Raw genomic sequence first — 26,949 nt, 5'->3', positions numbered from 1 at the left:
TTATAATTCGTCAAGTTGATTTTTTCATTTATCTGGTATTCAATTAAATCAGCTGCATCAAAGAAGGAGCTTGACAATTATAAAAGGAGTTTGCAATGAACTTGACGGAATTGGCAAAGAAACTAGATGTTTCAGCTTCGACTATTTCCCGTGTCCTGAATGACAAACCGGGGATCAGCCAGGCTACGAGGGACAAGGTGCTTGCTGCTGTAAAAGCTGAAGGTTTTTCCTTGAATTGCTCAGCAAGGAACTTGGCAAAATCGGAGACCAATTTTATCGGCGTCATTGCCCGCAAGAGAGGCTTGGCGCAGGATGAAGCTTTGTTTCACCACTCGCTGGCTCAATTCCAGGAGATTTTTCTCAAGAACAATTTCATTGTCATTCCTTTGTCTTATAGGGATAAGAAAGTTGATTTTGCCAGTACACCGCTTTCTCCATCTGATTTTGCCGGTTTCATAATACGGGGGCAATCCATTCCTAGCAGGGTAATCCTTTCCATCCAACAATATCAGGTGCCATATATCTTACTTGAAAATGATTTGCAGGAAATCAAAGTCAATACAGTCATATGCAATGATATGGAAGCTGAATACGAGCTTGTCAGCCATCTTATTAAAAAGGGTTGCAGGAGAATCATTCATGTAACCGGACCTGCAGATTGGTATAATGATCGCCAGAGGCTCATAGGTTACCAAAAGGCAATGGCGGAGGCCAAATTGCCAGAAGAGGTATACAATGAACCGGATACGACTTTGCAGAACGGTGCTGATTGCTTTCTTCGGATCAAATTGAAAAAGAATGAAAAAACAGGAATTGCATTTGTCAATGATGCAATGGCCTTGGGATATATCGATGCTGCCATGCGTGGAGGCTATGTCATACCGGATGATGTATCTGTTACCGGGTTCGATGACATTCCCTGGGCCAAGCTGACAAAACCAGCTCTTACGACTTCCCAGATCTGCATCGAGCAGATGTGCAGGTTAACTGCCAGGCGCTTGCTCGATATGATCAACAATCCTGAAGAAGAACCTGTAAAAATGATTGTGCCATGTTGCCTTAAGGTAAGAGAAACTACTTGATTGATCCATAATGACGGAAAAAAAGGGCAGGGTGGTTTGTCGTAATACTGTTTAATGCAAAATGACTGCATAGCGTAAACCCTTCTTCGGTATCAACAGTCCAGACACACAGTGGGATGGAAATTCCAGGAGATTTCCTATTTGATCCGAAGCTAGCAGACGGTAATTGAGATTGGCAGCTATGGGCTCAAGTTCCTTCAACATATCAATTCTTGCTGCCAGGGCTTTTGCTGAAACGAAATCTTCCGGCTCCAGATTGAAAATTATCTTTGCTTCGGGCTCAATAGCTCTTATGTCCAGAAGATCTTCTTTGTGGCAGCCGGAAATGACACATTTCTGCACAAATGAAGCTTTCTGAAGCACAGTAGCCAATGGTTTTGCTGTTGAAATATCCTTTAGGTCGATGTTCAGCTTGAAATTGTTTTCTTTTGCAAAAACCATTGCTTCTTCCAATGTCGTCAGATTCTTGTCTGCTTCCTGTAGTGTCGTGTAGGTGGAAGTACTTATTTGCAAGCCTTGTATGTCCGGGTTGTGATGCAAGATGACTGTTCCATCTACTGTACTTCGGGCGTCGACTTCGATGAAATCTGCCTTGATGCCGATGCAGCTGTCCAGATATTGTCTTGTATTCGGAACCGTATCGTTTGCTCCGCTATGAAGTGTAAGATTGACCTTTTCCATATTTCCCTCTGATGTTTCATTTGGCCTTGTGGCTGGCTATCTTGGTATTATGCAATGTTTTTGCTTGAATGGCAAAAAGAAAATACTTTTTTCCTGATAGTGTTTTCTCTCTATGGACAAACTTTTCTCTCTATGTGTAGTCATGGAGCATTTTCATGATTTCATGTTGCCTCCTCGATGATTATTCAGTATTTTTGACTATGCCTGCAGCCAATGCAGGATTTCCTGCTAAAATTAATTATGTATATGTATTTCGGAGGTATAACGTGGAACGTAAGAAATTCAAGACAGAGGTATCACAGCTTCTGCAGCTCATTATCCATTCTCTATACTCAAACAAAGAGATTTTTCTTAGGGAACTGATTTCAAATTCATCTGATGCAATAGACAAGCTCAAATACCTGTCTTTGACAGATGAGAAACTTAAGGATTTTCCCTTTGAACCGAGGATTGATATAGAATTCACCGAAGGTGACAATGCAACACTTACCCTTCGTGACAATGGCCTTGGCATGGATCATGATGATCTTGAGAATAACCTTGGTACCATAGCCTCCAGCGGAACAAAAAAGTTCCTTGCTGCGATGGAAGAAGACAAACGTCATGACAGCAATCTCATCGGACAGTTCGGAGTAGGATTCTACAGCGCATTCATGGTTTCTTCAAAACTTGAAGTGACCAGCCGCAAAGCAGGTGATGAACAGGCTTGGAAATGGACCAGTACCGGTGAAGGTACCTATACCGTTGAAGAAGCTTCCAGAGACCAGCAGGGTACTACCATCGTCATGTATCTCAATGATGATGGCAAAGAATATGCGAACAGATGGGAAATTGAACAACTGATAAAGAAATACAGTGATCATATTGCTTATCCTATTTATCTTGCATATGACCAAGTGAATTATGATGACAAAAAAAAGGACGAGAAAGGCGAACCTCTCAAGACTACCGAGCACAAGGTAGAGCAGATCAATTCCTGTACGGCTCTTTGGAAAAGAAACAAAAGCGAACTGAAGGACGAAGATTATAACAACTTCTACAAGAATGTTTTCAGCGATTCTGATGATCCTATGTTCTATCTGCATACGAAGGCCGAAGGTACTACAGAATATACTACCTTGTTCTATGTTCCCAGCAAGGCCCCGTTTGATATGAATTATGCGGATTATCGCCCTGGTGTAAAACTCTATGTCAAGCGTGTGTACATTACCGATGACGAAAAGGAGCTGTTGCCTACTTATCTGAGATTTGTCCGTGGCGTCATAGACAGCGAAGATCTTCCTCTCAATGTTTCCCGTGAGATTCTTCAGCAGAATCGTATCATGAGTACGATAAGGAATGCGAGCGTCAAGAAACTCTTGGGTGAATTCAAGAAGATTTCTGAGGATAATCCGGAGTTATATACGAAGTTCATCGGGCAATACAATAGGCCGCTCAAGGAAGGCCTGTATAGTGATTATGCCAATAGGGATACGTTACTTGAACTCGTCAGGTTCAAGTCTTCTGACCATGAGGGGTATGTATCATTGGCGCAGTATAAGGAAAGGATGCCTGAGGAACAGAAGAACATCTATTATATTACCGGAGGCAAAGAGGAAACGCTGAAAGCCAGTCCTTTGCTTGAAGCTTATAAGAAGCGGGGATATGAAGTACTCATCATGGGTGATGAGATTGATGATTTTGTCATCGGCTCTGTAGGAACTTACAAGGAACTTCCGCTCAAAGCTATAAACAAAAGCGGTGCAGTAGATGATCTGAAGAATGATGATGGCAAGAAGCAGGAAGAAAGCAAGGAAGAAAAGGCTGTTGTAGAAAAAATCCAGAAGACTCTTGGAGATGCAGTCAAGAAGGTCGTTGCTTCTACCCGTTTGGTAGATTCTCCTGCCATTGTGGTCGTGGATGAAAATGATCCTACTGTACAGATGCAGCAGATGCTCAAATCCATGGGACAGACAGTGGAGGAAGTCAAACCTATACTTGAAGTCAATTGTGAAAGTCCGCTTGTCAAAAAAATTGAGGCAAGTGAAGATGAAGCATATACAAAGGATTTGTGTGCTGTACTTTTGGGACAGGCGATGCTTTCCCAGGGTGTAATGCCGAAGGATCCTGTTTCCTTTACCAAACAGCTGAATTCGTTGCTTAGCCGATAAGCATCTACTGGCGGCCAGCTTGTATAACTTTTCCTTCCGAGGTTTTTCCTTGGGAGGAAAATTTTTCATTAAAAGAGTGCGGAAGCTACGTTTGTTGATGGAAGACCTATAAGTATTTCTTGTCTGTATCTTTGTTCTATAGTATAGTAATACCATGATTTTATAGTGTGAGGTAAAAAGATATGAACATATTAGTGGCCCTTGCTGCAGATGCTACCCAGGAGGAATCTATAGTTACTTCGCTCCAACAGACCCTTATGTTCTGGCGTAATGTCGGTTTTGCCGGTTTTTTGCGTAATCTTTTGAGCGGACTGCTTATTATCTTGATCGGCTGGTTCGTATTGCTGGCTTTGGATAAGGTATTGCGCAGTGCTTGCCGAAAATCAAAGAATATCAGTGACTTGATGGCTAATTACCTTGTAAAGATTGTGTCAGTCATCGGATGGATTATCATCCTTGCAACTTTCCTTCCAGCATATCGGTGTAAATATGGGCCCTTTGGTCGCCGGGCTTGGCGTGACAGGAGTAGTATTAGGCCTGGCCTTTCAGGATTCCCTTACAAATTTCTTTTCTGGAGTCATGATTGTCGTCAACCAACCATTCAGGACGGGAGATTATATAGAAGTCGGAGATTTCTCAGGGACTGTAGTAGGAATGGATCTGATGTGTCTGACTCTCCGTACGCCGGATGGCAAGAAAATTACCATGTCCAACAAGGTTGCATGGGACAGCCCTATCACCAATTATTCCTTTACGACCCGAAGGGGAGTTTCCATGACAATAGGAGTTCCATATGGTGCTGATTTGGAGGTCTGTCGACAAGTTTTCAAGGATATGCTTGCTTCTTATCCAGAGGTATTGAGCGATCCTGTTCCAATCATAGAAGTTTCAGAACTTGCTGATTCGTCAGTCAATTTCCTTGTCCGTCCTTGGGTAGCACCTTCTGACTATTGGGCTGTGAATTGGAGATTCAATGCCGAAGTTGTCGGTAAGCTTGCAGAAAAAGGTATCGATGTACCTTTTCCGCAACTGGATATTCATGTCGATGGTGCACTAAAAGAAAAGCAACAGTAGAAACTTTATCGTGTTATAGCATCGTATTGTTGCGGTCAAGACCGACAAGGAAAATTTCAAAAGAGTCTTTTCTGCATGCCTGCGGTTTGAAAGGCTTTGCCTTTGTGAATAATTTTCTTATCATGGCAAGGACTTCCTGTTGACCGTTGCCTTGGAATATCTTGAGCACGAGATTCCCATGATATTTAAGGTGTTCTGCAGCAAGATAGACTACTTGTTCTGCAAGCCATTCACTTCTTGTGGTATCGACTGTACGATTGCCTGTCGTCATGGGTGCTGCATCGCTGATGATCGTATCATATGGACCATGTGCAATGAGATTCTGCTTTATTTCATTTGAGAAGGCATCACCTTGGAAAAAAGTTACCGTCGGAGGTACTGGGTTCAGATGCAGGGGATTGAGATCAACGGAAACAATGGAGCCTGTTCCTTCCAGCAATACTTTGTATGTATAGAGGGTCCAAGAACCGGGAGCAGCTCCGACATCCAATATATGGTCTCCTTTTTTGATAATGTTGAACTGCTGCTGTATTTCTTCAAGTTTATAGACTGAACGGGCAGGATATCCTTCTTTATGAGCTTTCTTTGTGTAAAAGTCCGGTTTGTCACGTCTGCTGTTTGCCATGATTCGAATATACCATAGCTGTCGCAACAAGTCGAGCGGCAGTAGTAAAAAACGATACTATGGAAAATATTCAGTTTTTGGGGTGAGGTATGATTTGTAAATCTTCAAGGTCCTTGAGGATCCATTTGCACAGCAGACTCATTCCCTTTGCATTTGGATGTAATCCATCACCGAGGCAGGACATGTCTTTGGTGATGGTATGCCTGCCGATATCCAATAGATATGCCCTGCTGTCGGTGGCAATGACATTTCTGATGGACTGCTGTAGGTCTGCCAACGAAAAACCTTTGTGATTTGCTGTGTATAAATCTATATCGGTACGTTGCAGTGGGGTACAGAAGCAGCACTTTGTATTCGGATTGCCAGTTACTATGCTGTTTACAAGTGATGCATATGCTTCAGTAAACTCATCCAGTGTCGGTAACAGGTATTGGGTGCCGAAGTCATTTGTGCCTCCGAGGACAATCAACAGGTCAGCACCCTTTATATTGTTCTGCCGCCTGGATGAAATAAACGAACTCCATTCAGGAAACCAAGGAACGGATTTTGTGATTCTTGCGCCGCTATATGAATCATTGCAACCTAATTGGAGTCCTGTCTGTTCCAGCAACAGGCCCCACCATGTCTTTGATGGAGAATCGACATCAAAAAACGGATAGACAGATGCATTGCCGGCAGGAATGAAATTATCATACGTGGAGATTGAATCACCGAGAATACTGAGGATCATAGTAGCTTTATTTTCCTGACTTTTGTTATGGAATGCAAGGTGAAAAAGACATTATATTATGAATAATATGAATTGATTTTGATTGTTTTACTTAGACTGGCTATACAAATTTGATTTATATGATATGGACACATACTGTGAAAAAAGCTCCGGAAGACGTACAAATGAGAAAATTTTGCATAGTGATAAGTCTTTCTTTTTCTTTAGGTTTGTCTTTGTAGTTTTGGATAGAAGAAAATTTTCTTGTGTAAAAAATACCTTTTTGTGTTAAAAAAGAAGGATTTTAAGCGGATTTTCAGGCAAAGAGCAAGATAAAGCACCGGAATTTAACATTCCGATGCTTTATATCATTTAAAAAGGAGGTTATGAAAAAAATCTTTGTGGAAAGGATTGCTAATTCTTTCAACAATATTGATGCAATTTGCATGCCAACTTGTTTGATTTTGCTACTGCTGGCGATTTGATAAAAATTTTGCGGCTGAAATACGTTTGAAAATACAAAGGGCTTAGAAAAGAACGACACCAGCATAGGGTGTAGGAGAGAGTCGCTGGTGTCGTAATTACACTTTAAAAGGAGGTAAAAAAATAATGAAAAAATCTTATTGCTTTTCACTCTTATATGATGCAACTATCGTGCCAATAGTAGGTCAGATTGTGTTTTTCCTGTTGGTAATGGAAATTCATATTTGCTAGGAAATTTCTGTTTTCTACAGGCCAAAGAATAAAAGAAGGCGCCAGCATTGGGGTGGGAGAGAGTCGCTGGCGCCAAGAATCACACTTAAAAGGAGGTTGAAAAATCTTTTTCACTTTTCAATATAACTTATGCAATGTCCGTGCCAACTTGAAAATTGCTTCTATACGTAGAATTTGACAGGTTTATTTGAGGAATGACTAGGCAAAACCTGAATATTTGCGTGAATCTGTGCAATTTCTGCACATAAGAACATGCAGTGGATTATTGTGTAGCGATTGACTACAATAAGCGGCATGAATACCAAGACACGGGCTGTTGCATATATCCTTGGGTCTGCCTTTTGCTTTTCATTGATGAATTTTTTTGTCAGGTTGGCAGGTGATCTCCCTTTTTTTGAAAAAGTAATATTCAGAAACATCGTAGCTTTGTTTGTAGCTGCTTTTGTGCTTCGCAAGGAACATGTACCAGCTTTTCCCCGTAAAAAGGACGCGTTGCTGATGTTTTCACGGATCTGTTTCGGGACTGTCGGACTTTTTGCAAATTTCTATGCCATTGACCATCTTGTGCTTAGCGATGCATCGATGCTTAGCAAGATTTCGCCGTTCAGTACCATGCTGTTCAGTTTTCTTTTCCTGCGTGAAAAAGTTACCCGTCGTCAACTCCTTTATACGCTCGGTGCTTTTGTCGGTTGTGCCTTTGTGATCAAGCCGGAAGGAAGTGCTACCCTGTTTCCTGCAATGATAGGCTTGCTTGGCGGCATGTCTGCCGGAGCTGCATATGCAAGTGTGCGGGGCCTGGGAATCCGAGGCGTAGCAGGGCCTACGATTGTCTTTGATTTTGCTTTTTTCTCCACGTTGATTGCTCTTCCGCTTTTCATCATTGGTTACGTACCTATGACGCTACGCCAGTTGCTGATCATGCTGGCTGCCGGAGTGTGTGCAACTATAGCACAGTTTGCTCTGACTATTGCCTATCGATATGCCCCATCAAGGGAAATTTCCATCTTTGATTATTCCAACGTGCTGTTTACTGCCATGTTCGGCTTTTTGTTCCTTTCAGAAATACCTGACCGATGGAGTCTGGTTGGTTATGGTTTGACTTTTTCCATGGCTTTGTTGATGTTCCTTTATAATAAAAAACACGTTGATATGCCTGAAAAACCCTGAATCTTCACAGAGGTTTCCTTGACCTTTGCCAAAGGCGAATATACTTTGTAGACATGAGTACTTCTTTCATCAACAGACGGTTCAAGATGACGTATAGCAACGTGACACTGAAGTTGGTCATTCTTAATTTCATTGTCTATGCCCTTATCCGTCTGATATGGCCTTCAGGCTTCTATTATCTTTCCATGATTCCTTCAATGGTCCTGCAGGGTGCATGGTGGCAGTTCCTGACATATATGTTTGTCCATGCCAATTTCAGTCATATTTTCTTCAATATGTTTGCACTTTATATTTTTGGAACTGCCATTGAAAGCCGGATAGGTTCAAGGGAATTCTTGTGCTTTTATTTGGTAGTAGGTATCCTGTCAGGTATTTTCAGCTTCTTTTGCTATTATCTGACAGGTAACAATGTCGTGTTGATGGGAGCTTCAGGTGCCATCTATGGGGTTATGCTCCTCTTTGCTGTTTTCTTTCCATTCTCTACTATTTATATTTTTGCATTGATTCCAGTGCGTGCTCCATATCTGATCATAGCTTATTTTGCCATAGAACTGTTCAGCCAGGTCTTTGCAGTAGCAGGAGGAGTTGCTCATCTCACGCATCTGGGTGGTTTGCTGTTTGGTTTTCTCTATTGCTTGATAAGGATGAAAATCAATCCGATTGATGTATGGAAGCGTACCCGATAAGGCTGAAATGCTTTGGTAGCGGACAAGACATTTTTTTCTGTTTGTCATAGGGCGGGGTTTACTGAAATAGTATTTTGGTAAATCTATTGTAAATCGGGTAGGCGCAGGGTTTACAAAGTTTTAAGGAAAAACGATAATATTTTCCATAAGTTGTACTATGAACAAGAGTAATAGGAGTGAAAAAAATGTCAAAAAACGTTGATGCTTTGAATAAGAAATTGCTGGCTGCTGCTTGCTCGGCAGAAAAAGCCAAGGATATCAGGGATTTGATTCGTAAGGGCGCAGATGTTCACTGTCAGAACGAATGGGGGATGACTCCTGTCATGCTTGCCGCTCAGAACAATCCGTCTGTTGTTGTGCTCCATGCTCTGATTGCTGCAGGTGCCGATATCAAGGCAACTGAGCCGAAATATCGTTCGAACAGTCTTCATCTGGCTGCAGGAAATTCGTCGAATCCAAAAATTATCGAAACGCTGATTAAAAATGGAGCTGACTTGAATTCTGTGAATTATCTTGGTGAAACACCACTTATCATGGCAGTCAACAGCAACAAGGAAACGAGGGTTGTTTCTGCCTTGATCAAGGCGGGAGCTGATTTCAATGCCAAGGATTACCAGGGGCATAGTGTACTTGAGTATGCGAAAGCCAATAAAAGGACCTACATCGTCAACACGTTGAAGAAACTAGGTGCTGAGTGATGGTAATAGGCTGGAACTGGTGAAAATTTTTGTTCAAGGACAACGGCACCTTCCCTGTGATAAGGGAAGGTGCTATTTTCGAAACATAACAAGTAAAATGGTTACCTGTCAGTCAAGTTCCTTGTGAACGATATGTTCCTGCATGTCCTTGCGTAGACCGGCAATGGCTGCAAGAATCTCGTCAGTGAGATTGTCCAAGTCAAAGAGTTGCATTTCTGACAGATTGTTTCTGAATTTTACTTCAGCCTTTCTTTCCTTGAAAGACCTGTTGCCGATGGTAATTCTCACTGGTATGCCTATCAAATCAGCATCTGCAAACTTGACGCCGGCACTTTCCTTCCTGTCGTCATAGAGGACCTCAATGCCTGCATCGCTCAATTCCTTGTAGATGTTTTCACCTACATCTTTGTCTTTGATGAGACAGATAAGATGTACTTGGTAAGGAGCCACAGAAATGGGTAGCTTGAGTCCGCCCTCGTCATTGTATTCTTCTGCCAGACAAGCCAGCAACCTACCTACGCCGATGCCATATGATCCCATGACTGTCGGTTTCCTTGATCCGTCTTCTGCTGTATACGTGCAATTCATTGCTTCACTGTAGCGGGTTCCCAATTGGAAGATATTTCCTATTTCCACGCCTTTGCTTGCAGTAAGCGGTTCTCCGCAGACTGGACATCTATAGCCGTTCGTAGCACTGGCAATGTCAGCCACTTGTCCTTGATAATCCCTGCCGAAATTTGTATTCAGGAAGTGATATCCTTCTTCGTTTGCACCTGCAACAAGATTGTTGGATTTTGCAACGCTGTCATCGACGACAACTACCGTTCCTTCCTTGCAGCCTATTGCAGAACCAAAGCCAGGAACCATTCCGGCTCCTTTGATTTCTTCTATCTTGGCTGCTCTGAGTGAATTTGCCTTTACGAAATTCTGCAGCTTGTTTTCTTCAACTTCAAGGGTTCCTCTGATTAAGGCTACGATAAGTTTTTCGACTTCCTTTCCGTTGGTATCATCAATGAATGTACCGACCATGAAGACCGCTTTTGCAGTCTTTATCGGTTCAATATGTAGAAATTCACACAGTTCTTCAATGGTCTTGCAGTCAGGTGTCTTGATTTTTTCAATCGGTTTCATTTCTTCCTGATAGTAGTCCTTTTTGAACGTTGCAACCTGTCGGTTTGCTGTATAGCCGCAATGTGGGCAGCGGATGATAGTGTCTTCTCCTATGGGTGAAAGATACATGTATTCATGGGATACCTTGCCGCCCATCATGCCGGTATCGGCGCTTACAGCAATGGCTGGCAGTCCTGCCTTGGAAAATATACGGAAATATGAAGCATAGTGTGCCTTATATTGCTTACGCAGACCTTCCCAGTCTGTATCAAAGCTATAACTGTCCAGCATTGTGAACTCCCGTACTCTGATGAGTCCTGCCCTTGGCCGTGGGTCATCCCTCCACTTTGTCTGGATCTGATATACCAGTCTTGGAAGACGCTTGTAGGTACCTATTTCTCCACGTGCTATGGCCGTGACATCTTCTTCATGGGTCATGGCCAGGACCATGTCTCTTCCTGCCCTGTCTGTGAACCGACCCATTTCTTTGTCTATGCTATAGTAACGTCCTGTTTCTTTCCATATATCAGCGGGATTGACGACAGGCATCTGTAATTCCTGGCCGCCGATACCATCCATTTCTTCTCTGATAATTCCTTCAATCTTTACTGTTGCACGGTATCCCAGTGGAAGCAGGCTGAATATCCCCGCACCCATCTGACGTATGTATCCGGCTCGCAACAGATATTCGTAACCTTTACAATCTGCTGCACTTGGAGCCTCTCTGAGGGTATGGGAGAACATCTGGCTCATCTTCATGTCGATTACCTCCTGATTCATGATGCGCTTATATGTCGGTCATTGTATCAAAATGGAGTTGGCGCTACAAGTTTTTTGGACAATGATGTTTCCATAGATTAGAAATGTTGCATATTCCTTATAGAGGGCAAAATAAAAGGAACAGATCTTTTTGTAGAGCTGTCCCTTTGCATGTGATGTAATTGGCTTGCTATTCCGTTGTGAAATCAATGTCAATGTCGCTGATGTAATCATCTGCTGCCAATTCATTGGAACTTCCGTCCCATTTTAGATAGAAGGAGGCAAGTATGATTCCTCCTTTATTACCACTGCTGCCAGAAACGTCGATACTTTTACTTTCTGTCATTTCACTGCCGGTACTGGTGGTGATTAGTGTTGATCCCTCAAGATAATATGTGGAAGGTGTCACGGAAGAAGTACCTACGGTTGCTGAAGAAAATGTTCCGGGAGTTACGGTGAGGCCAAACGTAAGGGTGCTTTCACCTATATTGTAATCAGGAGCATAGACATAGAATGCACCGGTATTTCCGTCACTTGCCAAATTGAATTTGGTTCCGCTTCCGATGGTTCCGTTATAGATGTCCACTCCAGTACCTAGAAGAACTCCGTTTGCTACTGTGAAATCTGGAGTGTAATAGAGAACCGGGTTAACATCCTCTTCGGTTACCGTAGCGTAGACTTTTGCAGTAGATGTATTGGCGAATAACAGGCTTCCGGTACAGGCTAGCATGCCAATAACCAACCATGATTTTTTCATTTTTTTCTCCTGTTGTAGAATTTCTTGATTGTGTACAAATATATGTTGAAACTATATTTTAGTCTAAATCATATGACATATATTGTCAATGATAATTTTATTTTATTCTTAGTGGATTAATTATATATAATTTTGTTCATAAATAAATTATTTAATAGAATATAGATATTGTAATAATAATTATACTTATTTAACAAGAGAAATCAATAGTAAATATGTCTTCAGTTTCACTAAGGAAAATGCTTATAAATCTATTTTTTAACCGGTCAAATAAAAGTTTCTTTTTGTAAATATTCTTCAAATGTTATCGAATTTTCTTGAATGTCTTTTCGTAATATCCATGATCTGCCGTAGGCTTCACAGGATATTCATAGGTCATGGAATTTATATGATGAACTATTCTTACTTGTCTTTTACAGGAAATAAGATGTTGTCGTTGGATGGCTATGGGAATATTTTTTACCATTGTCTTGATTTTAAAGGAGAAGAAAAGATATGTGTTTGTTTATTTGTTTGTAACATATGTATATAACATTATCCACATATTGGAATTTCGGTATTTAAATAAAGTGCGGTAAATGGTATACTATATTCAATTCTATCAATGGCCGAAGATTTGCCTGACGCTGGGAGCCTGCTTGATGCGCGGAAGAGGGGTATCGGTTGCCAGAAGGAATTAATGCAACATAAGGAGAAGCGATATGGAATTACAGGAACTGAAGCGAAAAGCTTTGGAAATCCGTGCCTTGACCATCAGGGAGATTGGTCACCATGGATCAGGACATATCGGTGGCAGCATGTCAATTGTCGAACTGCTGACCTACCTGTACTACCAGGAGATGAGGATTGACCCCAAGGATCCGAAGAAAGAAGACCGAGATCGGTTTGTCTGTTCGAAGGGCCATGCAGGCCCGGCTGTCTATGCCACCCTGTCAACGAAGGGGTATTTCCCGGAAGATTGGCTTATGACGCTCAACCATGGCGGCACAAGGCTTCCAAGCCATTGTGACATGACCAAGACACCTGGGATAGATTTTACCGGTGGGTCACTGGGACAAGGCTTTTCTGCTGCCGTAGGTATTGCACTCGGGCAGAAGGTCAAGGGGCTTGATGCACGGACCTTTGTCGTCATAGGGGACGGAGAGAGCCAGGAAGGACAGATCTGGGAAGGTGCGGAGACTGCCGCACAGTGGAAGCTTGGCAATCTCATTGCATTCACCGACCTGAACAAGCTGCAGCTTGACGGGCCTACTGATTCGATTGTCTCGCTTGAGAATGTTGATACCAGATGGCTTGGGTTCGGCTGGCATGTCCAGAGAATAAACGGACATGATTTCAAGGAGCTGAAGAGGGCCATAGACCACGCCAAGGAAGTCACGGACCGTCCGTCCATGATCGTCATGGATACTGAGAAGTCACATGGCTTCATTCCTGGCGAAGGCATTACCGGAAACCATAGCATGGCCTTTGATGAGAAGACTGCGGAAGAAGCAATCAACGCCTTGTACGCAAGAGAGGGGGTAGCAAGATGAGAGATACCAGTGACTTGGCCAATATGCGTGATGCCGTGATGGCTGCAATCCTTGATCTGGGCGCAGAACATGAAGAGACGGTGATGCTGGATGCGGATCTGGCAAGTTGCCTCGGCTCGAATAAGTTCGGGGAGAAGTTCCCCGGCCGCTTCTATGACTGCGGCATCGCCGAGGCGAACATGGTCGGGGTTGCTGCTGGCCTGTCTTCCATGGGCCTGCGGCCTTTCGTGCACACCTTCGGTTGCTTTGCCAGCCGCAGGGACTATGACCAGTTCTTCCTGTCCGTGGCCTATGCCCACCAGGTCGTGCATCTCATCGGTTCCGACCCTGGCATCACGGCTCAGAAGAACGGTGGTACACATATGCCGTTCGAAGATATCGCCTTGATGAGGCAGGTCCCCGGACTTACCATCATCGATCCCTCAGATGCACAGAGTGCATATGAACTGATCCGTCAGGCCTATGCGCTTGACAAACCGTCATATACGCGGGCTGCCAGAAAGGGAATTACACACAGATATCCCGTAGGAACCAAGATTGTCCTGGGCAAGGGCATTGAACTGGCAAAAGGAAAAGATGTGGCAATCATTGCTACCGGAGAGGTCATGGTGAATGAGGCCGTCAAAGCGTTGGATTCACTGAAGGCTGATGGTATTGATGCAACATTGGTTGACCTGCATACGATAAAGCCGCTCGATACCGAGCTTATTGAAAAAGTAGCCCAGCGTTGTGGAAAGGTGCTTGTCTGTGAGAACGGCAGGTATGCCGGGGGTGTGGGGGAAGCCATTGCTGCACATCTGGCACAGACCTACCCGACGAAGATGGGTTTCCTGAATGTCGGTGAACGTTTCGGTGAAGTCGGCACACTGGAATATCTGAAGGGTGCCTTCGGCTTTACTGCTGAGAATATCTATAAGAAAACTGTTGATTTGCTTAAGAAATAGTTTAATTCTTGGGTCTGGCAGGCAGTAGCCTGCAGAATGCCTTCCATCTTAGCACTGGAGGGCATTTTTTTGCTTTTTTACAATCGGCTTGGTTTGTTTTTTCTTTTCTTTCCTTGCATAATGTGAGAAAATAGTGCCATTGTTACAAGGAGTACGGACTATGAAAATCAAAGTATTTGGCCACAGGGGGTTTTCAGGCAAATATCCTGAGAATACTATGCTGGCTTTTAAGAAAGCCGTTACTGAAGCCAAGGTTGATGGTATCGAGCTTGACGTACATCTCAGCAAAGATGATAAATTGGTAATTATCCATGATGAAAAAGTTGACAGGACTACTGATGGCACTGGGTTTGTAAGGGACTTTACCCTTGCTGAGCTGAAGAGGTTGCAGGCAGGTGCCCGTTTCAAGGATATGTATGGAAAGGTAGGAATCCCGACCTTGGAGGAATACTGTTCCTTTATCAAGGATTATGATGTCGTTACGAACATTGAAATCAAGACAAACCTGTTTTGGTATGATGATATTGAAAGGAAAACCTATGATATGTTGGCAAAATATGGTTTGCTTGACAGAATAATAATTTCTTCATTTAACCACAGTTCTGTCATTCTTATGAAAGAGATTGACAAGAAGATTCCCTGTGGTCTACTGGTAGAAGCCTGTGGACTTGGCAATGTCGGTGCCTATGCCAACAAGCTGGGTGTCGAGTATTATCATCCTGATATCAGTACGTTGACAAAGGCCGAGGTCCATGATTGCAAGGACCATGGCGTAGGACTGAATGTCTGGACCGTCAATGATATGCAGACTCTGACAGATTCAGTTGATTGGCAGGTCGATGGCATAATAAGCAATTATCCTGATGTCGCCAAAGCATATGTAGCCTATAGAGGCTGCTGATGGGGAGGCCATCCTATAAACTTGAGACCATTCCCGTCTGGGACGGGCTTCGAGGCGGCAGTGAATGTTTTCTCTGTGATCTTGCTGCAGAAGCAGAAAAAGATGCTGTATCTTTTTTTCTTGGCAATTCAGTCATGAATCCCGAAACAAGGGTCAAGGTCAATGCTCTTGGTTTTTGTCCTTTCATTTCAGGATGCTGGCTGATGCGAACAAGCCACAGGGGCTTGCCTTGCTTTGCGATACTTATTTGCAGACCAGCCGTGACCGTTTGGCAGAAAATTTCAGCAGGCTGGAAAAGGCAAAACCTGGTCGCAGAACTTCGCAGGCAATACATGCCTTGGGAGAGGAAACTCATAACCGTGAACGAGGTTGCCTGGTTTGTGATATCATTGAAGACAGGACAGTCAGGTATCTCTATACTGTGGTTGCCTTGTGGAACAGCGATACCCAATTTCGTGAAGAACTCGGACAGGGTAAAGGTTTTTGTCTTTATCATTTCAATCGGTTGCTTTCCATGGCTGAGATGGCATTGGAAAGCGACCAGTGCAACATATTTGTCCGTGAACTTGCAAAAATAGAGCAGGACAACCTTGCACGTATCCAACAGGATGTCTATTGGATGACACAGAAGTACAAAAGCGAAAACCGTGACAAACCCTGGAATGGCTGTGAGGATGCCCATAAGAGAACTGTTTCAAAGATTGTCGGTAGCTGTCGTTCCCTTGATCCGACAGAAAAACAAAAATAGCAACAGTAGGCGGAAATCCGCATGCTATTGCTTTTTTTCAATCATTGCTTTTGATTTCATATGGGGTCCGTGCTTCCAAAGGATTTACATGGACCATGCAGTGTTTTACGATCGGAAAATTCTCCTCGATCTGATTATGTACATTTACGGCAATTGCATGCGAATCATAAAGAGAAAGGTTCCCATCTGCTGCGATTTCGACGTCGACATAAGCTCTGTCACCGAATTTTCTTGTTTTCAGTGAATCTAGCCGAACAACTCCTGTTACACCTTTTATAACTGCTGCCATTGCCTTGATTTCAGCGTCACTGCAGGAATGATCAACCATTTTGTCGGTTCCATCCTTCAGTATATCAATGGAAGCTTTGAGGATGAAAGCACAGATGACAAGTGATGCCACAGGATCCATGACGGGGTAGTCATGTCTGGCAAACAAGATACCTGCCAAGGAACCTATGGAGGACAGGGCATCTGAGCGATGATGCCATGCATCTGCCATGAGTGCAGAACTCCCGGTTTTTTTTGCCGCGGCTCTGGTATACCAGAACATTGCTTCCTTGATGATGATTGATGTTGCAGCGGCAACTACCGTGATCAGGGTCGGCTCAAGATTCTTTGTGTACGTTCCCTTTATGATGGACATCAGACCTGTCTTGCCGATTTCCAAGCCTGTAAGGAAAAGAATGATGCCAAGGATAATGGTTGCCAAGCTTTCAAACTTTTCGTGTCCGTACTGATGGGAGGGGTCTGGTGCCTTTTCGGAAATCTTTATGCCGATCATGACGATGATGGTAGAAAAGACGTCTGAAGCAGAATGAATGGCATCGCTGATCAAAGCTTCGCTATGACCGAATATTCCAGCAAAAAACTTGAAAAAAGACAGCAACAGGTTGATGACAATGCTTGTGGAGCTGACTTTCATGGCAATTTTTTCTTTTCCATTCATGATTTTCTCCTTACATTTTGTCCTATGTGTGATCATTAGGATAATTAATGGAGAGATGGAGTTCATCCAACTGTTGCTTATCTACATATGAAGGGGCATCATCCATGGGAGAATAGGCTGCGGTGTTCTTTGGGAAGGCTATTACTTCCTTGATAGAGTTCTGGCCTGCCAACAGCATTACCAATCTATCTATGCCGGGTGCAATGCCCCCATGAGGTGGAGCTCCATAACTGAATGCATTGAGCAGGAACCCGAATCTTCTTTCTGCTTCTTCATCACTGAAATTGCAGATGCGGAAAATCCTTTTCTGCAATTCCACATCATGGATACGGATAGAACCTGAAGCAAGTTCATATCCATTGAGTACCAAGTCATATAAATCACCCTTGACTGCCCCTGGATTACTTTCCAACGTATCCAAATATTCTACCTGTGGCATGCTGAACATATGATGTGCAGCTTCCCAATGCCCTTCGTCTTCGTTGTATTCAAACAAGGGGAAATCAATGATCCAGCAAAGTTCGAAACCGGGACCTATAAGGTTGAGATCCTTGCCAAGTTTGGATCTGACAGCACCGAGGCTTGTACAGCATTTTTTCCAATCTTTTTGTGCCACGATGCAGATGAGGTCTCCTTCCTGTGCTCCTAGTTCCTTGCAGAGGTCAGATTCGATGCCCGCAAAAAACTTAGATACACCACCTGTAAGTGTACAACCTGCACCGACTTTGGCCCATCCTAAGCCGTTTGCTCCATAGATCTTCGCTGCTTCCTGAAGACTGTCGATATACTTTCTGGAGAAAGCTACTGCATCAGTCTTTGGGGCACAGAGTGCTTTGATGCAACCGCCTTCTGCCAGGGTATCCTTGAATGTCGCAAAGGTGGTTTTTGATGCAAGGGTACTGATGTCATGCATTTCAACCTTGAATCTCAGATCCGGTTTGTCTGTACCGTAAGTATCCATGCTATCCTGATAGGTAATTCTCCTGAAGTGTTCCGGCAGATCATAATCCATCACCTGCTTGAAGACATAATTGAATAACTCTTCGACTAATTCGAGGACATCGTCTCTGTTTACAAAGCTCATTTCCATATCAAGCTGGGTAAATTCAAGTTGACGGTCTCCTCTGGCATCTTCATCCCTGTAGCAGCGGGCAATCTGAAAATATTTGTCGAAGCCACTTACCATAAGCAACTGTTTGAGTAATTGCGGGCTTTGCGGCAACGCGTAGAATTTACCAGGATAAATACGGGAAGGGACAAGGAAGTCCCTTGCTCCTTCGGGAGTACTTCTGATTAGTGTCGGGGTCTCTATTTCGTAGAAATCGGTTTTATATAGATATTGGCGAATTGCCTTCACAACTTCGTGTCTGAGCCTGATACGGTCCTGCATCCCTTTTGTCCTGAGATCGAGGAACCTATACTTCAACCTAAGGTCTTCATTTGCATTGGCTTCATCATCAATCATGAAAGGCAAGGGTTTGCAAGTACTGAGGATTTCAATCTTTTCAGCCTTGACTTCAATTTCTCCTGTTGCCATATCAGGGTTGATCATGGAATCCGGGCGAAGACGTACGATACCTGTCACGGCAATACAATATTCCATTTTGAGCTGTGTTGCTGTCTGTTGAAGTTCTTCACTTGCATCATCGTCGACAACTACCTGAGTAATCCCATACCGATCCCGGAGGTTGATGAAATGTAGAGCTCCATGGTTTCTGTCACGGTGTACCCAACCGTTCAATACTACATGCTTTCCTGCATCTGCCTTTGTCAGGCCGCCACAAGTGACGGTCCTTTGTGAAAAAGCTTCTTCTGCCATAAATATGTCCTTTACGAATAGTCAGACTCGATGATAACATCATTCATTTGATAATACAACTATATAAGGTACTTATATTGTGTGCTAATATGGTACTGTATGATGAGTGATTTTCAGAACTGGCCGCATCACGTAGCTTTTATGGCCTGCGCGCACACGCAGGACAGACACTCTCCCGGGCAAGGGTCCCCTCGATGAGGTACATGGGGTGGCCTGTTGCTGTCTTACTGTTTGAAGGAAGGCAATTCCCTGACTGTATACTGTTTTTCCTGTAGGAACATGATTGCTTCCACTGCAGCTTGAGCTGCGCTGGTTGTTGTCGTATAAGGGATTTTGAGTCTCATTGCTTCTGTCCTTATTTCGTCATCACTTCTTCTGGCTCTGAATCCCATCGGTGTGTTGATTACAAGGTCAACCTTGCGGTGCCGCAGGTGGTCGACGATATTCGGGTGTCCTTCATGTGTTTTCAGCATGACATCACACAGGATGCCTGCATCGAATAAATCGCGGGCCGTTCCCTTCGTAGCTGCAATCGAAAATCCTAATTCTTGGAGTTTTCTGGCAATAGGGACAATGGTTTTTCTATCCTTTCGATTGACGCTGATGACTACTCTTCCAGACGTAGGCAACTTGTTTCCTGCTCCCGCTTGGCTTTTTGCGTAGGCTTCTCCGAATGTACGTCCCATACCTACGACTTCTCCTGTGCTTCTCATTTCAGGGCCGAGAGCCGGATCTACATTGGCAAATCTGTCAAATGAAAAGACTGCTTCCTTGATTGCCCAGCCGGTTACGCAGTGCCCTTCTTCGAAACTGCCTTCTTTCTTGATCAACCCTTGCTGTACCAAGTCAATTCCCTGCCAGACTTTGACTGCTGCGTCAATCAGGTTGATGCCACTGCTTTTCGATATGAAAGGAACCGTACGGCTTGCTCTTGGATTTACTTCGATGAAATAAAGCCGGTCATCCTTGACTGCGAACTGTATGTTTATCAAACCTCTGACGTTGAGTGTCTTTGCGATAGCAAGTGCAGCTTCCTTCATTTGCCGCAGGATTTCAGGCTTTGACTTGTAGGGAGGAAAGACTGCTGCACTGTCTCCGCTATGAATGCCTGCTGCCTCTATATGCTGGAGTATGCCTCCTACATAGAGGCTTTTACCATCAGAAACGGCGTCAAGGTCATATTCAAAGGCATCTTCAAGGAATTGGTCCACAAGTATGGGTGCCTCAGGAGAAAATGATATTTCGTTGTTGAAGAATTCATCAAGGCCAGATTGGTCATAGGCAATGAACATGCTACGGCCTCCGAGGACGAAGGATGGACGCAGCAGTACGGGAAAGCCGATTTCCTGTGCGGCTTTATGGACTTCCTCGACCGTACCTGCCATCTTGTTTGCAGCTTGTCTGAGTTCCAACTTCTTTATAAGTGCCGAAAACAAGGCACGGTCTTCTGTCTCATCGATACCTTCTAAGGATGTACCGATGATATTTGCTCCGTAATCTTTCAGTTCCTTAGCCATGTTAAGCGGAGTCTGACCTCCAAGCTGGACGACAACGTCATGGGTTCCTTCTTTATCCATGATTCCCTTGACGTGTTCTGCCGTGAGTGGTTCTATGTACAGCCGATCACTGACGTTATAATCTGTACTGACGGTCTCGGGATTGCTGTTGACCATGATTGTCTTCCTGCCTAGCTTCTGGTATGCAAGGGAAGCCAAACTACAGCAAGTGTCGAATTCCAGTCCTTGTCCGATTCTGTTCGGCCCACTTGCCAGGATGATTATTCCGTCTTTTTCTATCGGAGTTCCTTCATCTTTTTCTCCATAGGTTGTGTAGCAATACGGTGTAAGTGCCTTGAACTCACCGGCACAGGTATCGACAAAATGTACACAGGTACGTATGTTGTTTTCTTGCCTTATTTGCTCGATTTCCTTTTTTGTATGTCCTGAAAGGGTAGCAATCCGTGCATCACTCATGCCATATTGCTTAGCCTGCAGCAGAAGCTGTCTGTCCAGGTTCCCCCTCTGAAGAGCTTTGTCCATTTTGACTTGTCGGCAAAGCTGGTAAAGGAACCATCTGTCAAAACCCGTGATTTTGCTGATTTGGCCAATTCCGTCTTCTTCCAATTCATACAGCTTGGTATATGCTGCAAATATCCTCAGAGGATGTGCACTTTTCAGATACGTATCGACTCCGTGATCGATGCACTCCAGTCCTTCTTTTTTCTGTTCACTGGCCCTGATGGCTTTGTTCAGGGCTTCCAAGGCAGTCCTTCCGAGAGCCAAGGCTTCTCCTACACTTCTCATCTGGGTGCCCAAGGCACTGGAAGGCAAGGGAAATTTTTCCAATTCAAACCTTGGAACCTTTACGGCACAGTAATCCAAGGCAGGTTCAAAGCAGGAAGCACTTTGTCCTGTGATTTCATTCATTACTTCATCGAGGGTGTAACCTATGGCAAGCTTGGCACTGCAACGGGCGATAGGAAAACCTGTTGCCTTGGAAGCAAGGGCGGAAGACCTTGAAACCCTCGGGTTCATTTCAATGACAATCATCCGGTCAGAGTCCGGTTTCATTGCAAACTGTACGTTTGACCCTCCGCAGTCAACGCCGACTGCTCTCAGAATATCAATTGAGGCATTCCTCATGCGTTGATATTGCCGGTCATCAAGTGTCTGGATAGGAGCTATGGTAATGGAATCTCCTGTATGGACTCCCATGGGATCGATATTCTCGATGGAACAGACTATGATGGCGTTGTCTTTGCTATCACGCATGACTTCCATCTCGAACTCTTTCCATCCAATGAGAGATTCTTCGACCAAAGCCTCATGTACGGGGCTTGTTTCAAGGGCCTTTTCGATAAGAGGCAGATATTCCTTTTCATCATAGGCTATGGAACCACCCATGCCGCCCAGCGTGTAGCTCGGACGTATGATCAAAGGAAAAGAAATCAGGGAGGGAACCTTTACGGCCTCTTCTGTAGTATGTACGATGGCACTTTTTGCTGATTCCAAGCCAAGGCTTTCGACGATTTTCTTGAATTCTCCTCTGTCTTCCGCTTTGTTGATGGAATCAATGCCAGCGCCGATGACTTGGACACCATATTTGTCCAATAATCCCTTCCTTGCAAGTTCAAGCGTCAGATTCAGACCTGTCTGACCTCCCATGGTGGAAAGAATTGCATCAGGACGGTCTCTTTGCAATATTTGCTCGACATATTCAGTCTTCAGAGGTTCCATATATATCTTATCTGCACTGCCCGGAGTCGTCATCATGGTTGCTGGATTCGGGTTGATGAGAATGACTTCGTACCCTTCTTCCTTGAGTGCCCTTACTGCTTGGTTGCCGCTATAGTCGAACTCACAGGCCTGACCTATGACGATAGGACCGCTTCCTATCACCAAAATGCGATGGATATCTTTTCTTGCGCTCATTTTTTTGCTCCTTTGATGAACAGATCGAAGATCCATCTGCCGTCTTGGGGCCCAGGGGATGCTTCAGGGTGGAACTGGACTGACTGTACCTGCAGTTTTTTCTGCCGGATGCCTTCGATGCTTCCGTCATTTGCATTGGTAAACCAGATTTCAACATCTTTCGGCAAGCTGGAACGTTCGCTCATGAAACCATGGTTCTGACTGGTGACAAAGGTCTTTCCGGTTGTAGTTTCTGTTACCGGCTGGTTGGCTCCGTGATGGCCAAACTTCATCTTGACAGTTCTGCCACCCAAGGCCCATGTGATCAGCTGATGTCCCAGACAAATGCCGCATACGGGCATCTTGCCGATTACTTTTCTTGTCATTTCCACAGCGCCTTGAAGTCTGGCTGGATCTCCAGGGCCATTTGAAAGGAACAGGCTGTCGCAGCCGGAGGCAAGTATTTCGTCTGCAGTTACTGTCGGAGGGAAAAGCGTTACCTTGGCATTCCTTTTGTACAGTTCTTGTATGATTGATTTCTTGATACCGAAATCGACCAATGCAAATCTGACTGCAGCTGTATCCGTCGGGACTGGTATTTCGCAGGTCGGGTCCTGAATGGTCTTTCCTGTTGAGACATCCGTGATCAGGTCCCTGTCGGTAATGGAAGGGAAAGCCGATAGGAATTCCATAACCATGGTTTTTCTGAAATCAGTCATTTCTTCTGTCCGTACCAGTATGCCCTTGCAGGAACCCTTGTCCCTAAGACGCAATGTAAGGGTCCTTGTGTCGATGCCGTATAGGCCACAGACTCCATGTTCTGCCATATAGTCACCAAGACTGATTCTATCAGGAGGAAGAAAACCTGTATAATAATCATGGCAGATGAACCCGACACAAGGTACCTTGCTACTTTTTCTCATATTTTCTGACCATATGGGATCGACACCATAGTTGCCGATATGTGGATAGGTCATGACTATCAGTTGTCCATTGTATGAAGGGTCAGTGAGTATTTCTGGATAGCCACACATGCTGGTGTTGAAGACAACTTCTCCTGTCGGTGTTTCTGCTGCCTGGAGCAAGTCTTCAATTGCTGGTGCGGCTTTTCCGAAACCTGTTCCCTGGAAGACCATACCGTCTTCCAGTATGAGAAATGTATGTTCCATTCAATTGTTCCTGTTTGCTTAAATTGAGGAAAGTATATGCGTATAACGCAACATAATCAAGATGATTTGCAACAAAAAAGCAGAATAACTCTTCGCATAAGGAAATGATTGGTGCGCTTTGGTGCAGAAAACAAGACAAAATGCAACATTTATATTAGTTTCGTATCGTTGCTTGGAATGAACTCCATCAAAAGCATGAAAACAAACAAAATAGCCTCTGTCAGGAACAAAGGTCCAAGACAGAGGCTATTGGTTTTATGTTTTTGAGCAATCTTAGGCAACCGTATATGCGTTGATAAGGACTCGTCCGACAGTTGAAGCAAAATTCTTGTAGTAATTGATTACAGCTTCATCTGCTGTGGTGGAAGGGTCAAGCTGGGACATGTAATACCAGTTGTCACAGATTTCAAAGAACAGCTTGCCCATCTTTTTCTTTGGAAAGCCGATGGCATGGGGAGAATTTTTCAGGGCATTGTGCAAAGGAAGAAAGATGTTTTCCATCCAAGAGAAGCAAGCATCGTCGAAGGTTACGAATTGGCCGACATCCTTCCTGAGAAAGTTGAGGTGCCCGCATACGGAGGCGTATACACCTTCTCCATCCTCTTGGTTAAAGAAACCGTCCGATTCCTGAATGATGTTGTCGATAAGTAATTTTTCTCTATCAGTCATATTTTTCCTCCTTGGAAAAATCTATTTTCTATACTTAATTATCGATATATAATATCGCAGATTTTTCTTTAATGTGCAAGATAAATAACACTAATTTATAGAAAAATACAGACTATAATATATATAATAACGACTATTTTTAAAATTGTAGATGTTTTTTTGATGACGTGTTAAAGTAACAGAACTTGATTAATCTGTTGATTTTTTGGATGTATGGAAAAATCCCTAATATAGAAAACAGGCCGGACATTCCTCTGTTGGAGTATCCGGTCTGTTCTCATTGTTATCTGATTTTTTCCCTTGCAGGCTTATTTTTCCATGTTCAGCATCACCTTTATAGTATCAGTTCTTCCTTCTGCTGCGAACCTGAAGGCGTTGACTGCATCTGAAAAAGCAAATCTCTGAGTAATCAACGGTGTTACTTTCAATGTTCCTGAGCTGATGAGACGGAGAGATTTCTCGAACATGTTTACGTATCTGAAGAGTGTGTAGAGTGTGATTTCCTTTGCTTGGCAGCCGACTACATCCAGAGGTACAGGACCGGTCGGCATTCCGATCAGTACAGCCCGTCCTCCTGGCCTGACAAACTTGGTAAAGCTTTCAAGGATGCCGCTTGCTCCGGTGGCTTCGAAGAATATGTCTACTCCCCGTGCCGTTGTTTCTTTTACTTTTTCCAGCAGGTTTTCTTTTGTCGTGTTCACGGTAATGAGGTTGTCGCTGTAGTTGGTCCTGATGATGTTGAGCTTCTCTTCCTTGATATCTGAAATGATTACTTTTGAACAACCTGAGGCAAGTGCTGAAAGGGCTGTCACGATACCGATGGTTCCTGCGCCCATTACCAATGCTACGTCTCCCGGTTCAATCTTTGCTTTCTTTGCGGCATACATGCCGATTGCTACGGGCTCGACGATGGCGCCTTCTTCAAAGGATACGTTGTCCGGCAGCTTGAAAGTAAGGCTTGCCGGATGTACGAAGGATTCCCGCAGGCATCCATGGACGGGCGGGGTTGCCCAGAATCTGACGGATGGGTCGAGATTGTACATGCCATTGAGTGTCTCAAAACTATGGAAGTCAGGTATGCCCGGTTCCATGCAGACTCGGTCTCCTTGCTTCAGCCCGGTTACGTCTGCTCCTACTTCAGTTACTATGCCGCTTGCTTCATGGCCTAGTATCATAGGCTCGCTGACGATAAAATTGCCGATTTTTCCCTGTGTATAGTAATGTATGTCACTGCCGCAGATACCGACTCTTTTAGGTGTTATCCTTACGTCATCAGCAGCCAGCCTGTCTTCTATGGGGAAATCTCTGAGAGACAAGGTCCTGACTTTTTCCAATACCAATGCTTTCATGTTTGGTCTTCTCCTCTGCATTTAAGATGTTTACATGGATTGTTTCTCTTGTCAATTATTATTTGCGAAAAAATATTATAATATTTGCGAAAATAAGTAGATTATTATCTAATTGATTAAAGTGTGTGATATATTTATTATTTATAATAAAAGTAATTAATTGATTTATATTTTTTTCTTGACAGGTTGTTTTTATGTGATATGCTTAAAAAACAATATAATATTTGCGAAAAAAAATAATTATTTTTGTGCAAGTAAAAGGAGGAAATGAGATGAAAAAATGTATGGTGACCCTTTTGGCGTCACTGCTGGTCATGGGTACTTTGTTTGCCAATGGTCAGAATGAACAGACTACTGCTTCTGGGCAGAAGGTCTACAAAGTTGCCTATATTGCGAGGGCTCAGGCAGATTCTTTTGCAGCATGGCTGGCAAATTCCGTAAAGGCTGAAGCTGAGAAGTATGATGACATTGATGTGAGTGTCTTTGATGGGCAGGCTTCGGATGACATTGAGAATTCTTTGATTGAAAATGCCATTACGAACCAGTTTGACTGCATTATTATCCAACCTAACAACGGAGAATCCCAGCGACCATATGCTGAGAAAGTTGTCGCAGCAGGAATAAAATGCATTACTACGAATGCCCGTATAGCGGGTATCAAAGGTGCTTCTTCTGTAGATGCAGATCCATACGAACAGGCTGCGGTGAATGCCCGTGCTGCACTTACCCAAGTTCCACAGAATGCCAATGTGGTTGTTTTGCTTGGCCCTCCGGGAAATTTCCATGCGGATCAGAGAAGGGTCAGCTGGCAGAAGGAATTCTTTGACAAGAGACCTGATGTCAAGATTGTAGGGGAGCAGATTGCCAACTGGAACAAGGATGAGGCAATGGCTTGCATGGAAGACTGGGTACAGGCCAATGACCGTATCGACGCAATCATTTCCATGAATGACAATATGTGTGCAGGTGCCTTGGAAGTCGTCAAGGATAATCCTGCTTATGCTCATATCCTTGCATATGGTGTCGATGGTACCGCGGAGGCTTGTCTGCTGATCAAGAGTGGAAAGATGACTTCGACCTGTTTGCAGAATGCATTTGAACTTGCAAAGAATTTGCTGGCTACCTCCCATTCTCTGTTGACTGGTGAAAAGTCACAGATTGACATGAATATCGATTGCCCGTTGGTCAACAGTGACAATGTTGACAAGTACATACAGATGTACAAGGAAGTCGGTTCTATCAAATAGACA

22 protein-coding genes and 1 pseudogene are annotated in these 26,949 nt (G+C 43.9%); 12 read left to right on the top strand and 11 right to left on the bottom strand.

Annotated elements, in window-relative coordinates:
- Positions 1 to 95 precede the first annotated feature (95 nt).
- On the top strand, positions 96 to 1,082 hold the full coding sequence (locus LKE40_08680) for a LacI family transcriptional regulator (protein MCH3917522.1): 987 nt from the start codon (positions 96 to 98) through the stop codon (positions 1,080 to 1,082).
- Positions 1,083 to 1,133: 51 nt separating this feature from the next.
- On the opposite strand, the gene LKE40_08675 is transcribed toward LKE40_08680, so the two are convergent.
- Positions 1,134 to 1,763, bottom strand: coding sequence for a glycerophosphodiester phosphodiesterase (locus LKE40_08675; protein ID MCH3917521.1), 630 nt, complete (start codon positions 1,761 to 1,763; stop codon positions 1,134 to 1,136).
- Positions 1,764 to 2,029: 266 nt separating this feature from the next.
- On the opposite strand from LKE40_08675, the gene htpG reads away from it, so the two are divergent.
- Together htpG and LKE40_08665 are read left to right on the top strand one after the other, a co-directional pair.
- Complete coding sequence (gene htpG / locus LKE40_08670) at positions 2,030 to 3,913, top strand: molecular chaperone HtpG (protein MCH3917520.1); 1,884 nt, start codon at positions 2,030 to 2,032, stop codon at positions 3,911 to 3,913.
- A gap of 489 nt (positions 3,914 to 4,402) precedes the next feature.
- Positions 4,403 to 4,987, top strand: a complete 585-nt coding sequence (locus LKE40_08665) for a mechanosensitive ion channel family protein (protein MCH3917519.1) — start codon at positions 4,403 to 4,405, stop codon at positions 4,985 to 4,987.
- 13 nt (positions 4,988 to 5,000) lie between these two features.
- Here LKE40_08665 and LKE40_08660 read toward each other — a convergent pair whose 3' ends face one another.
- Complete coding sequence (locus LKE40_08660) at positions 5,001 to 5,612, bottom strand: RlmE family RNA methyltransferase (protein ID MCH3917518.1); 612 nt, start codon at positions 5,610 to 5,612, stop codon at positions 5,001 to 5,003.
- A 70-nt stretch (positions 5,613 to 5,682) separates the two neighbouring features.
- On the bottom strand, positions 5,683 to 6,342 hold the full coding sequence (locus tag LKE40_08655; protein ID MCH3917517.1) for an SGNH/GDSL hydrolase family protein: 660 nt from the start codon (positions 6,340 to 6,342) through the stop codon (positions 5,683 to 5,685).
- 987 nt (positions 6,343 to 7,329) lie between these two features.
- Here LKE40_08655 and LKE40_08650 point away from each other — a divergent pair.
- From LKE40_08650 to LKE40_08640, 3 genes are all read left to right on the top strand, one after another.
- Positions 7,330 to 8,202: a DMT family transporter gene (locus tag LKE40_08650; protein MCH3917516.1), complete on the top strand. Its 873-nt coding sequence runs from the start codon at positions 7,330 to 7,332 to the stop codon at positions 8,200 to 8,202.
- A 53-nt stretch (positions 8,203 to 8,255) separates the two neighbouring features.
- On the top strand, positions 8,256 to 8,888 hold the full coding sequence (locus LKE40_08645) for a rhomboid family intramembrane serine protease (protein MCH3917515.1): 633 nt from the start codon (positions 8,256 to 8,258) through the stop codon (positions 8,886 to 8,888).
- Between the two features lie 185 nt (positions 8,889 to 9,073).
- Positions 9,074 to 9,586 carry an ankyrin repeat domain-containing protein gene (locus LKE40_08640; protein ID MCH3917514.1) on the top strand — a complete coding sequence of 171 codons (513 nt, stop codon included), beginning with the start codon at positions 9,074 to 9,076 and terminating at the stop codon, positions 9,584 to 9,586.
- A gap of 108 nt (positions 9,587 to 9,694) precedes the next feature.
- Here the strand turns inward: LKE40_08640 and LKE40_08635 are convergent, their stop codons facing one another.
- A complete protein-coding gene (locus tag LKE40_08635) occupies positions 9,695 to 11,455 on the bottom strand; it encodes a proline--tRNA ligase (protein MCH3917513.1) in 1,761 nt (586 codons plus the stop codon).
- A gap of 190 nt (positions 11,456 to 11,645) precedes the next feature.
- The gene (locus LKE40_08630) at positions 11,646 to 12,212 is read right to left on the bottom strand and encodes a hypothetical protein (GenBank protein ID MCH3917512.1); all 567 of its coding nucleotides are present in this window, start codon (positions 12,210 to 12,212) and stop codon (positions 11,646 to 11,648) included.
- A gap of 701 nt (positions 12,213 to 12,913) precedes the next feature.
- Between LKE40_08630 and LKE40_08625 the strand changes: the two genes are divergently transcribed.
- From LKE40_08625 to LKE40_08605, 5 genes and pseudogenes are all read left to right on the top strand, one after another.
- The gene (locus LKE40_08625) at positions 12,914 to 13,744 is read left to right on the top strand and encodes a transketolase (GenBank protein MCH3917511.1); all 831 of its coding nucleotides are present in this window, start codon (positions 12,914 to 12,916) and stop codon (positions 13,742 to 13,744) included.
- On the top strand, positions 13,741 to 14,688 hold the full coding sequence (locus tag LKE40_08620; protein ID MCH3917510.1) for a 1-deoxy-D-xylulose-5-phosphate synthase: 948 nt from the start codon (positions 13,741 to 13,743) through the stop codon (positions 14,686 to 14,688). Before LKE40_08625 ends, LKE40_08620 begins: the two co-directional genes overlap by 4 nt.
- Positions 14,689 to 14,854: 166 nt before the next feature.
- On the top strand, positions 14,855 to 15,589 hold the full coding sequence (locus LKE40_08615) for a glycerophosphodiester phosphodiesterase (GenBank protein MCH3917509.1): 735 nt from the start codon (positions 14,855 to 14,857) through the stop codon (positions 15,587 to 15,589).
- Positions 15,589 to 15,711: pseudogene (locus tag LKE40_08610) on the top strand (DUF6062 family protein). The gene LKE40_08615 and the pseudogene LKE40_08610 overlap by 1 nt, the downstream one beginning before the upstream one ends.
- A gap of 71 nt (positions 15,712 to 15,782) precedes the next feature.
- Positions 15,783 to 16,337, top strand: a complete 555-nt coding sequence (locus LKE40_08605; GenBank protein ID MCH3917508.1) for a DUF6062 family protein — start codon at positions 15,783 to 15,785, stop codon at positions 16,335 to 16,337.
- Positions 16,338 to 16,374: 37 nt separating this feature from the next.
- Here LKE40_08605 and LKE40_08600 read toward each other — a convergent pair whose 3' ends face one another.
- The 6 genes from LKE40_08600 to LKE40_08575 form a co-directional block, all read right to left on the bottom strand.
- On the bottom strand, positions 16,375 to 17,283 hold the full coding sequence (locus tag LKE40_08600) for a cation diffusion facilitator family transporter (protein ID MCH3917507.1): 909 nt from the start codon (positions 17,281 to 17,283) through the stop codon (positions 16,375 to 16,377).
- A gap of 22 nt (positions 17,284 to 17,305) precedes the next feature.
- The gene (gene aspS / locus LKE40_08595; GenBank protein ID MCH3917506.1) at positions 17,306 to 19,102 is read right to left on the bottom strand and encodes an aspartate--tRNA ligase; all 1,797 of its coding nucleotides are present in this window, start codon (positions 19,100 to 19,102) and stop codon (positions 17,306 to 17,308) included.
- Between the two features lie 224 nt (positions 19,103 to 19,326).
- Complete coding sequence (carB, locus tag LKE40_08590; protein MCH3917505.1) at positions 19,327 to 22,533, bottom strand: carbamoyl-phosphate synthase large subunit; 3,207 nt, start codon at positions 22,531 to 22,533, stop codon at positions 19,327 to 19,329.
- Positions 22,530 to 23,681 carry a glutamine-hydrolyzing carbamoyl-phosphate synthase small subunit gene (gene carA / locus LKE40_08585; protein MCH3917504.1) on the bottom strand — a complete coding sequence of 384 codons (1,152 nt, stop codon included), beginning with the start codon at positions 23,679 to 23,681 and terminating at the stop codon, positions 22,530 to 22,532. The genes carB and carA overlap by 4 nt, the downstream gene beginning before the upstream one ends.
- A gap of 273 nt (positions 23,682 to 23,954) precedes the next feature.
- The gene (locus tag LKE40_08580) at positions 23,955 to 24,350 is read right to left on the bottom strand and encodes a hypothetical protein (protein MCH3917503.1); all 396 of its coding nucleotides are present in this window, start codon (positions 24,348 to 24,350) and stop codon (positions 23,955 to 23,957) included.
- 308 nt (positions 24,351 to 24,658) lie between these two features.
- Positions 24,659 to 25,699, bottom strand: coding sequence for an NAD(P)-dependent alcohol dehydrogenase (locus tag LKE40_08575; GenBank protein ID MCH3917502.1), 1,041 nt, complete (start codon positions 25,697 to 25,699; stop codon positions 24,659 to 24,661).
- A 272-nt stretch (positions 25,700 to 25,971) separates the two neighbouring features.
- On the opposite strand from LKE40_08575, the gene LKE40_08570 reads away from it, so the two are divergent.
- Complete coding sequence (locus LKE40_08570; GenBank protein ID MCH3917501.1) at positions 25,972 to 26,946, top strand: sugar ABC transporter substrate-binding protein; 975 nt, start codon at positions 25,972 to 25,974, stop codon at positions 26,944 to 26,946.
- Positions 26,947 to 26,949: the final 3 nt, after the last annotated feature.

It is taken from the genome of Spirochaetia bacterium, from assembly GCA_022482625.1.
GTDB lineage: Bacteria > Spirochaetota > Spirochaetia > Sphaerochaetales > Sphaerochaetaceae > Pleomorphochaeta.
The sequence above is the reverse complement of the archived record's forward strand: the minus strand, read 5'-3'. Positions and strand labels throughout refer to the sequence as shown.

Coding starts and splice junctions, on each gene's coding strand:
- LKE40_08680 (MCH3917522.1), top strand. CDS start 96: ATGAACTTGACGGAATTGGCAAAGAAACTAGATGTTTCAGCTTCGACT.
- LKE40_08675 (MCH3917521.1), bottom strand. CDS start 1,763: ATGGAAAAGGTCAATCTTACACTTCATAGCGGAGCAAACGATACGGTT.
- LKE40_08665 (MCH3917519.1), top strand. CDS start 4,403: ATGGGCCCTTTGGTCGCCGGGCTTGGCGTGACAGGAGTAGTATTAGGC.
- LKE40_08660 (MCH3917518.1), bottom strand. CDS start 5,612: ATGGCAAACAGCAGACGTGACAAACCGGACTTTTACACAAAGAAAGCT.
- LKE40_08655 (MCH3917517.1), bottom strand. CDS start 6,342: ATGATCCTCAGTATTCTCGGTGATTCAATCTCCACGTATGATAATTTC.
- LKE40_08650 (MCH3917516.1), top strand. CDS start 7,330: ATGAATACCAAGACACGGGCTGTTGCATATATCCTTGGGTCTGCCTTT.
- LKE40_08645 (MCH3917515.1), top strand. CDS start 8,256: ATGAGTACTTCTTTCATCAACAGACGGTTCAAGATGACGTATAGCAAC.
- LKE40_08640 (MCH3917514.1), top strand. CDS start 9,074: ATGTCAAAAAACGTTGATGCTTTGAATAAGAAATTGCTGGCTGCTGCT.
- LKE40_08635 (MCH3917513.1), bottom strand. CDS start 11,455: ATGAAGATGAGCCAGATGTTCTCCCATACCCTCAGAGAGGCTCCAAGT.
- LKE40_08630 (MCH3917512.1), bottom strand. CDS start 12,212: ATGAAAAAATCATGGTTGGTTATTGGCATGCTAGCCTGTACCGGAAGC.
- LKE40_08625 (MCH3917511.1), top strand. CDS start 12,914: ATGGAATTACAGGAACTGAAGCGAAAAGCTTTGGAAATCCGTGCCTTG.
- LKE40_08620 (MCH3917510.1), top strand. CDS start 13,741: ATGAGAGATACCAGTGACTTGGCCAATATGCGTGATGCCGTGATGGCT.
- LKE40_08605 (MCH3917508.1), top strand. CDS start 15,783: ATGCTGGCTGATGCGAACAAGCCACAGGGGCTTGCCTTGCTTTGCGAT.
- LKE40_08600 (MCH3917507.1), bottom strand. CDS start 17,283: ATGAATGGAAAAGAAAAAATTGCCATGAAAGTCAGCTCCACAAGCATT.
- aspS (MCH3917506.1), bottom strand. CDS start 19,102: ATGGCAGAAGAAGCTTTTTCACAAAGGACCGTCACTTGTGGCGGCCTG.
- carB (MCH3917505.1), bottom strand. CDS start 22,533: ATGAGCGCAAGAAAAGATATCCATCGCATTTTGGTGATAGGAAGCGGT.
- carA (MCH3917504.1), bottom strand. CDS start 23,681: ATGGAACATACATTTCTCATACTGGAAGACGGTATGGTCTTCCAGGGA.
- LKE40_08580 (MCH3917503.1), bottom strand. CDS start 24,350: ATGACTGATAGAGAAAAATTACTTATCGACAACATCATTCAGGAATCG.
- LKE40_08575 (MCH3917502.1), bottom strand. CDS start 25,699: ATGAAAGCATTGGTATTGGAAAAAGTCAGGACCTTGTCTCTCAGAGAT.
- LKE40_08570 (MCH3917501.1), top strand. CDS start 25,972: ATGAAAAAATGTATGGTGACCCTTTTGGCGTCACTGCTGGTCATGGGT.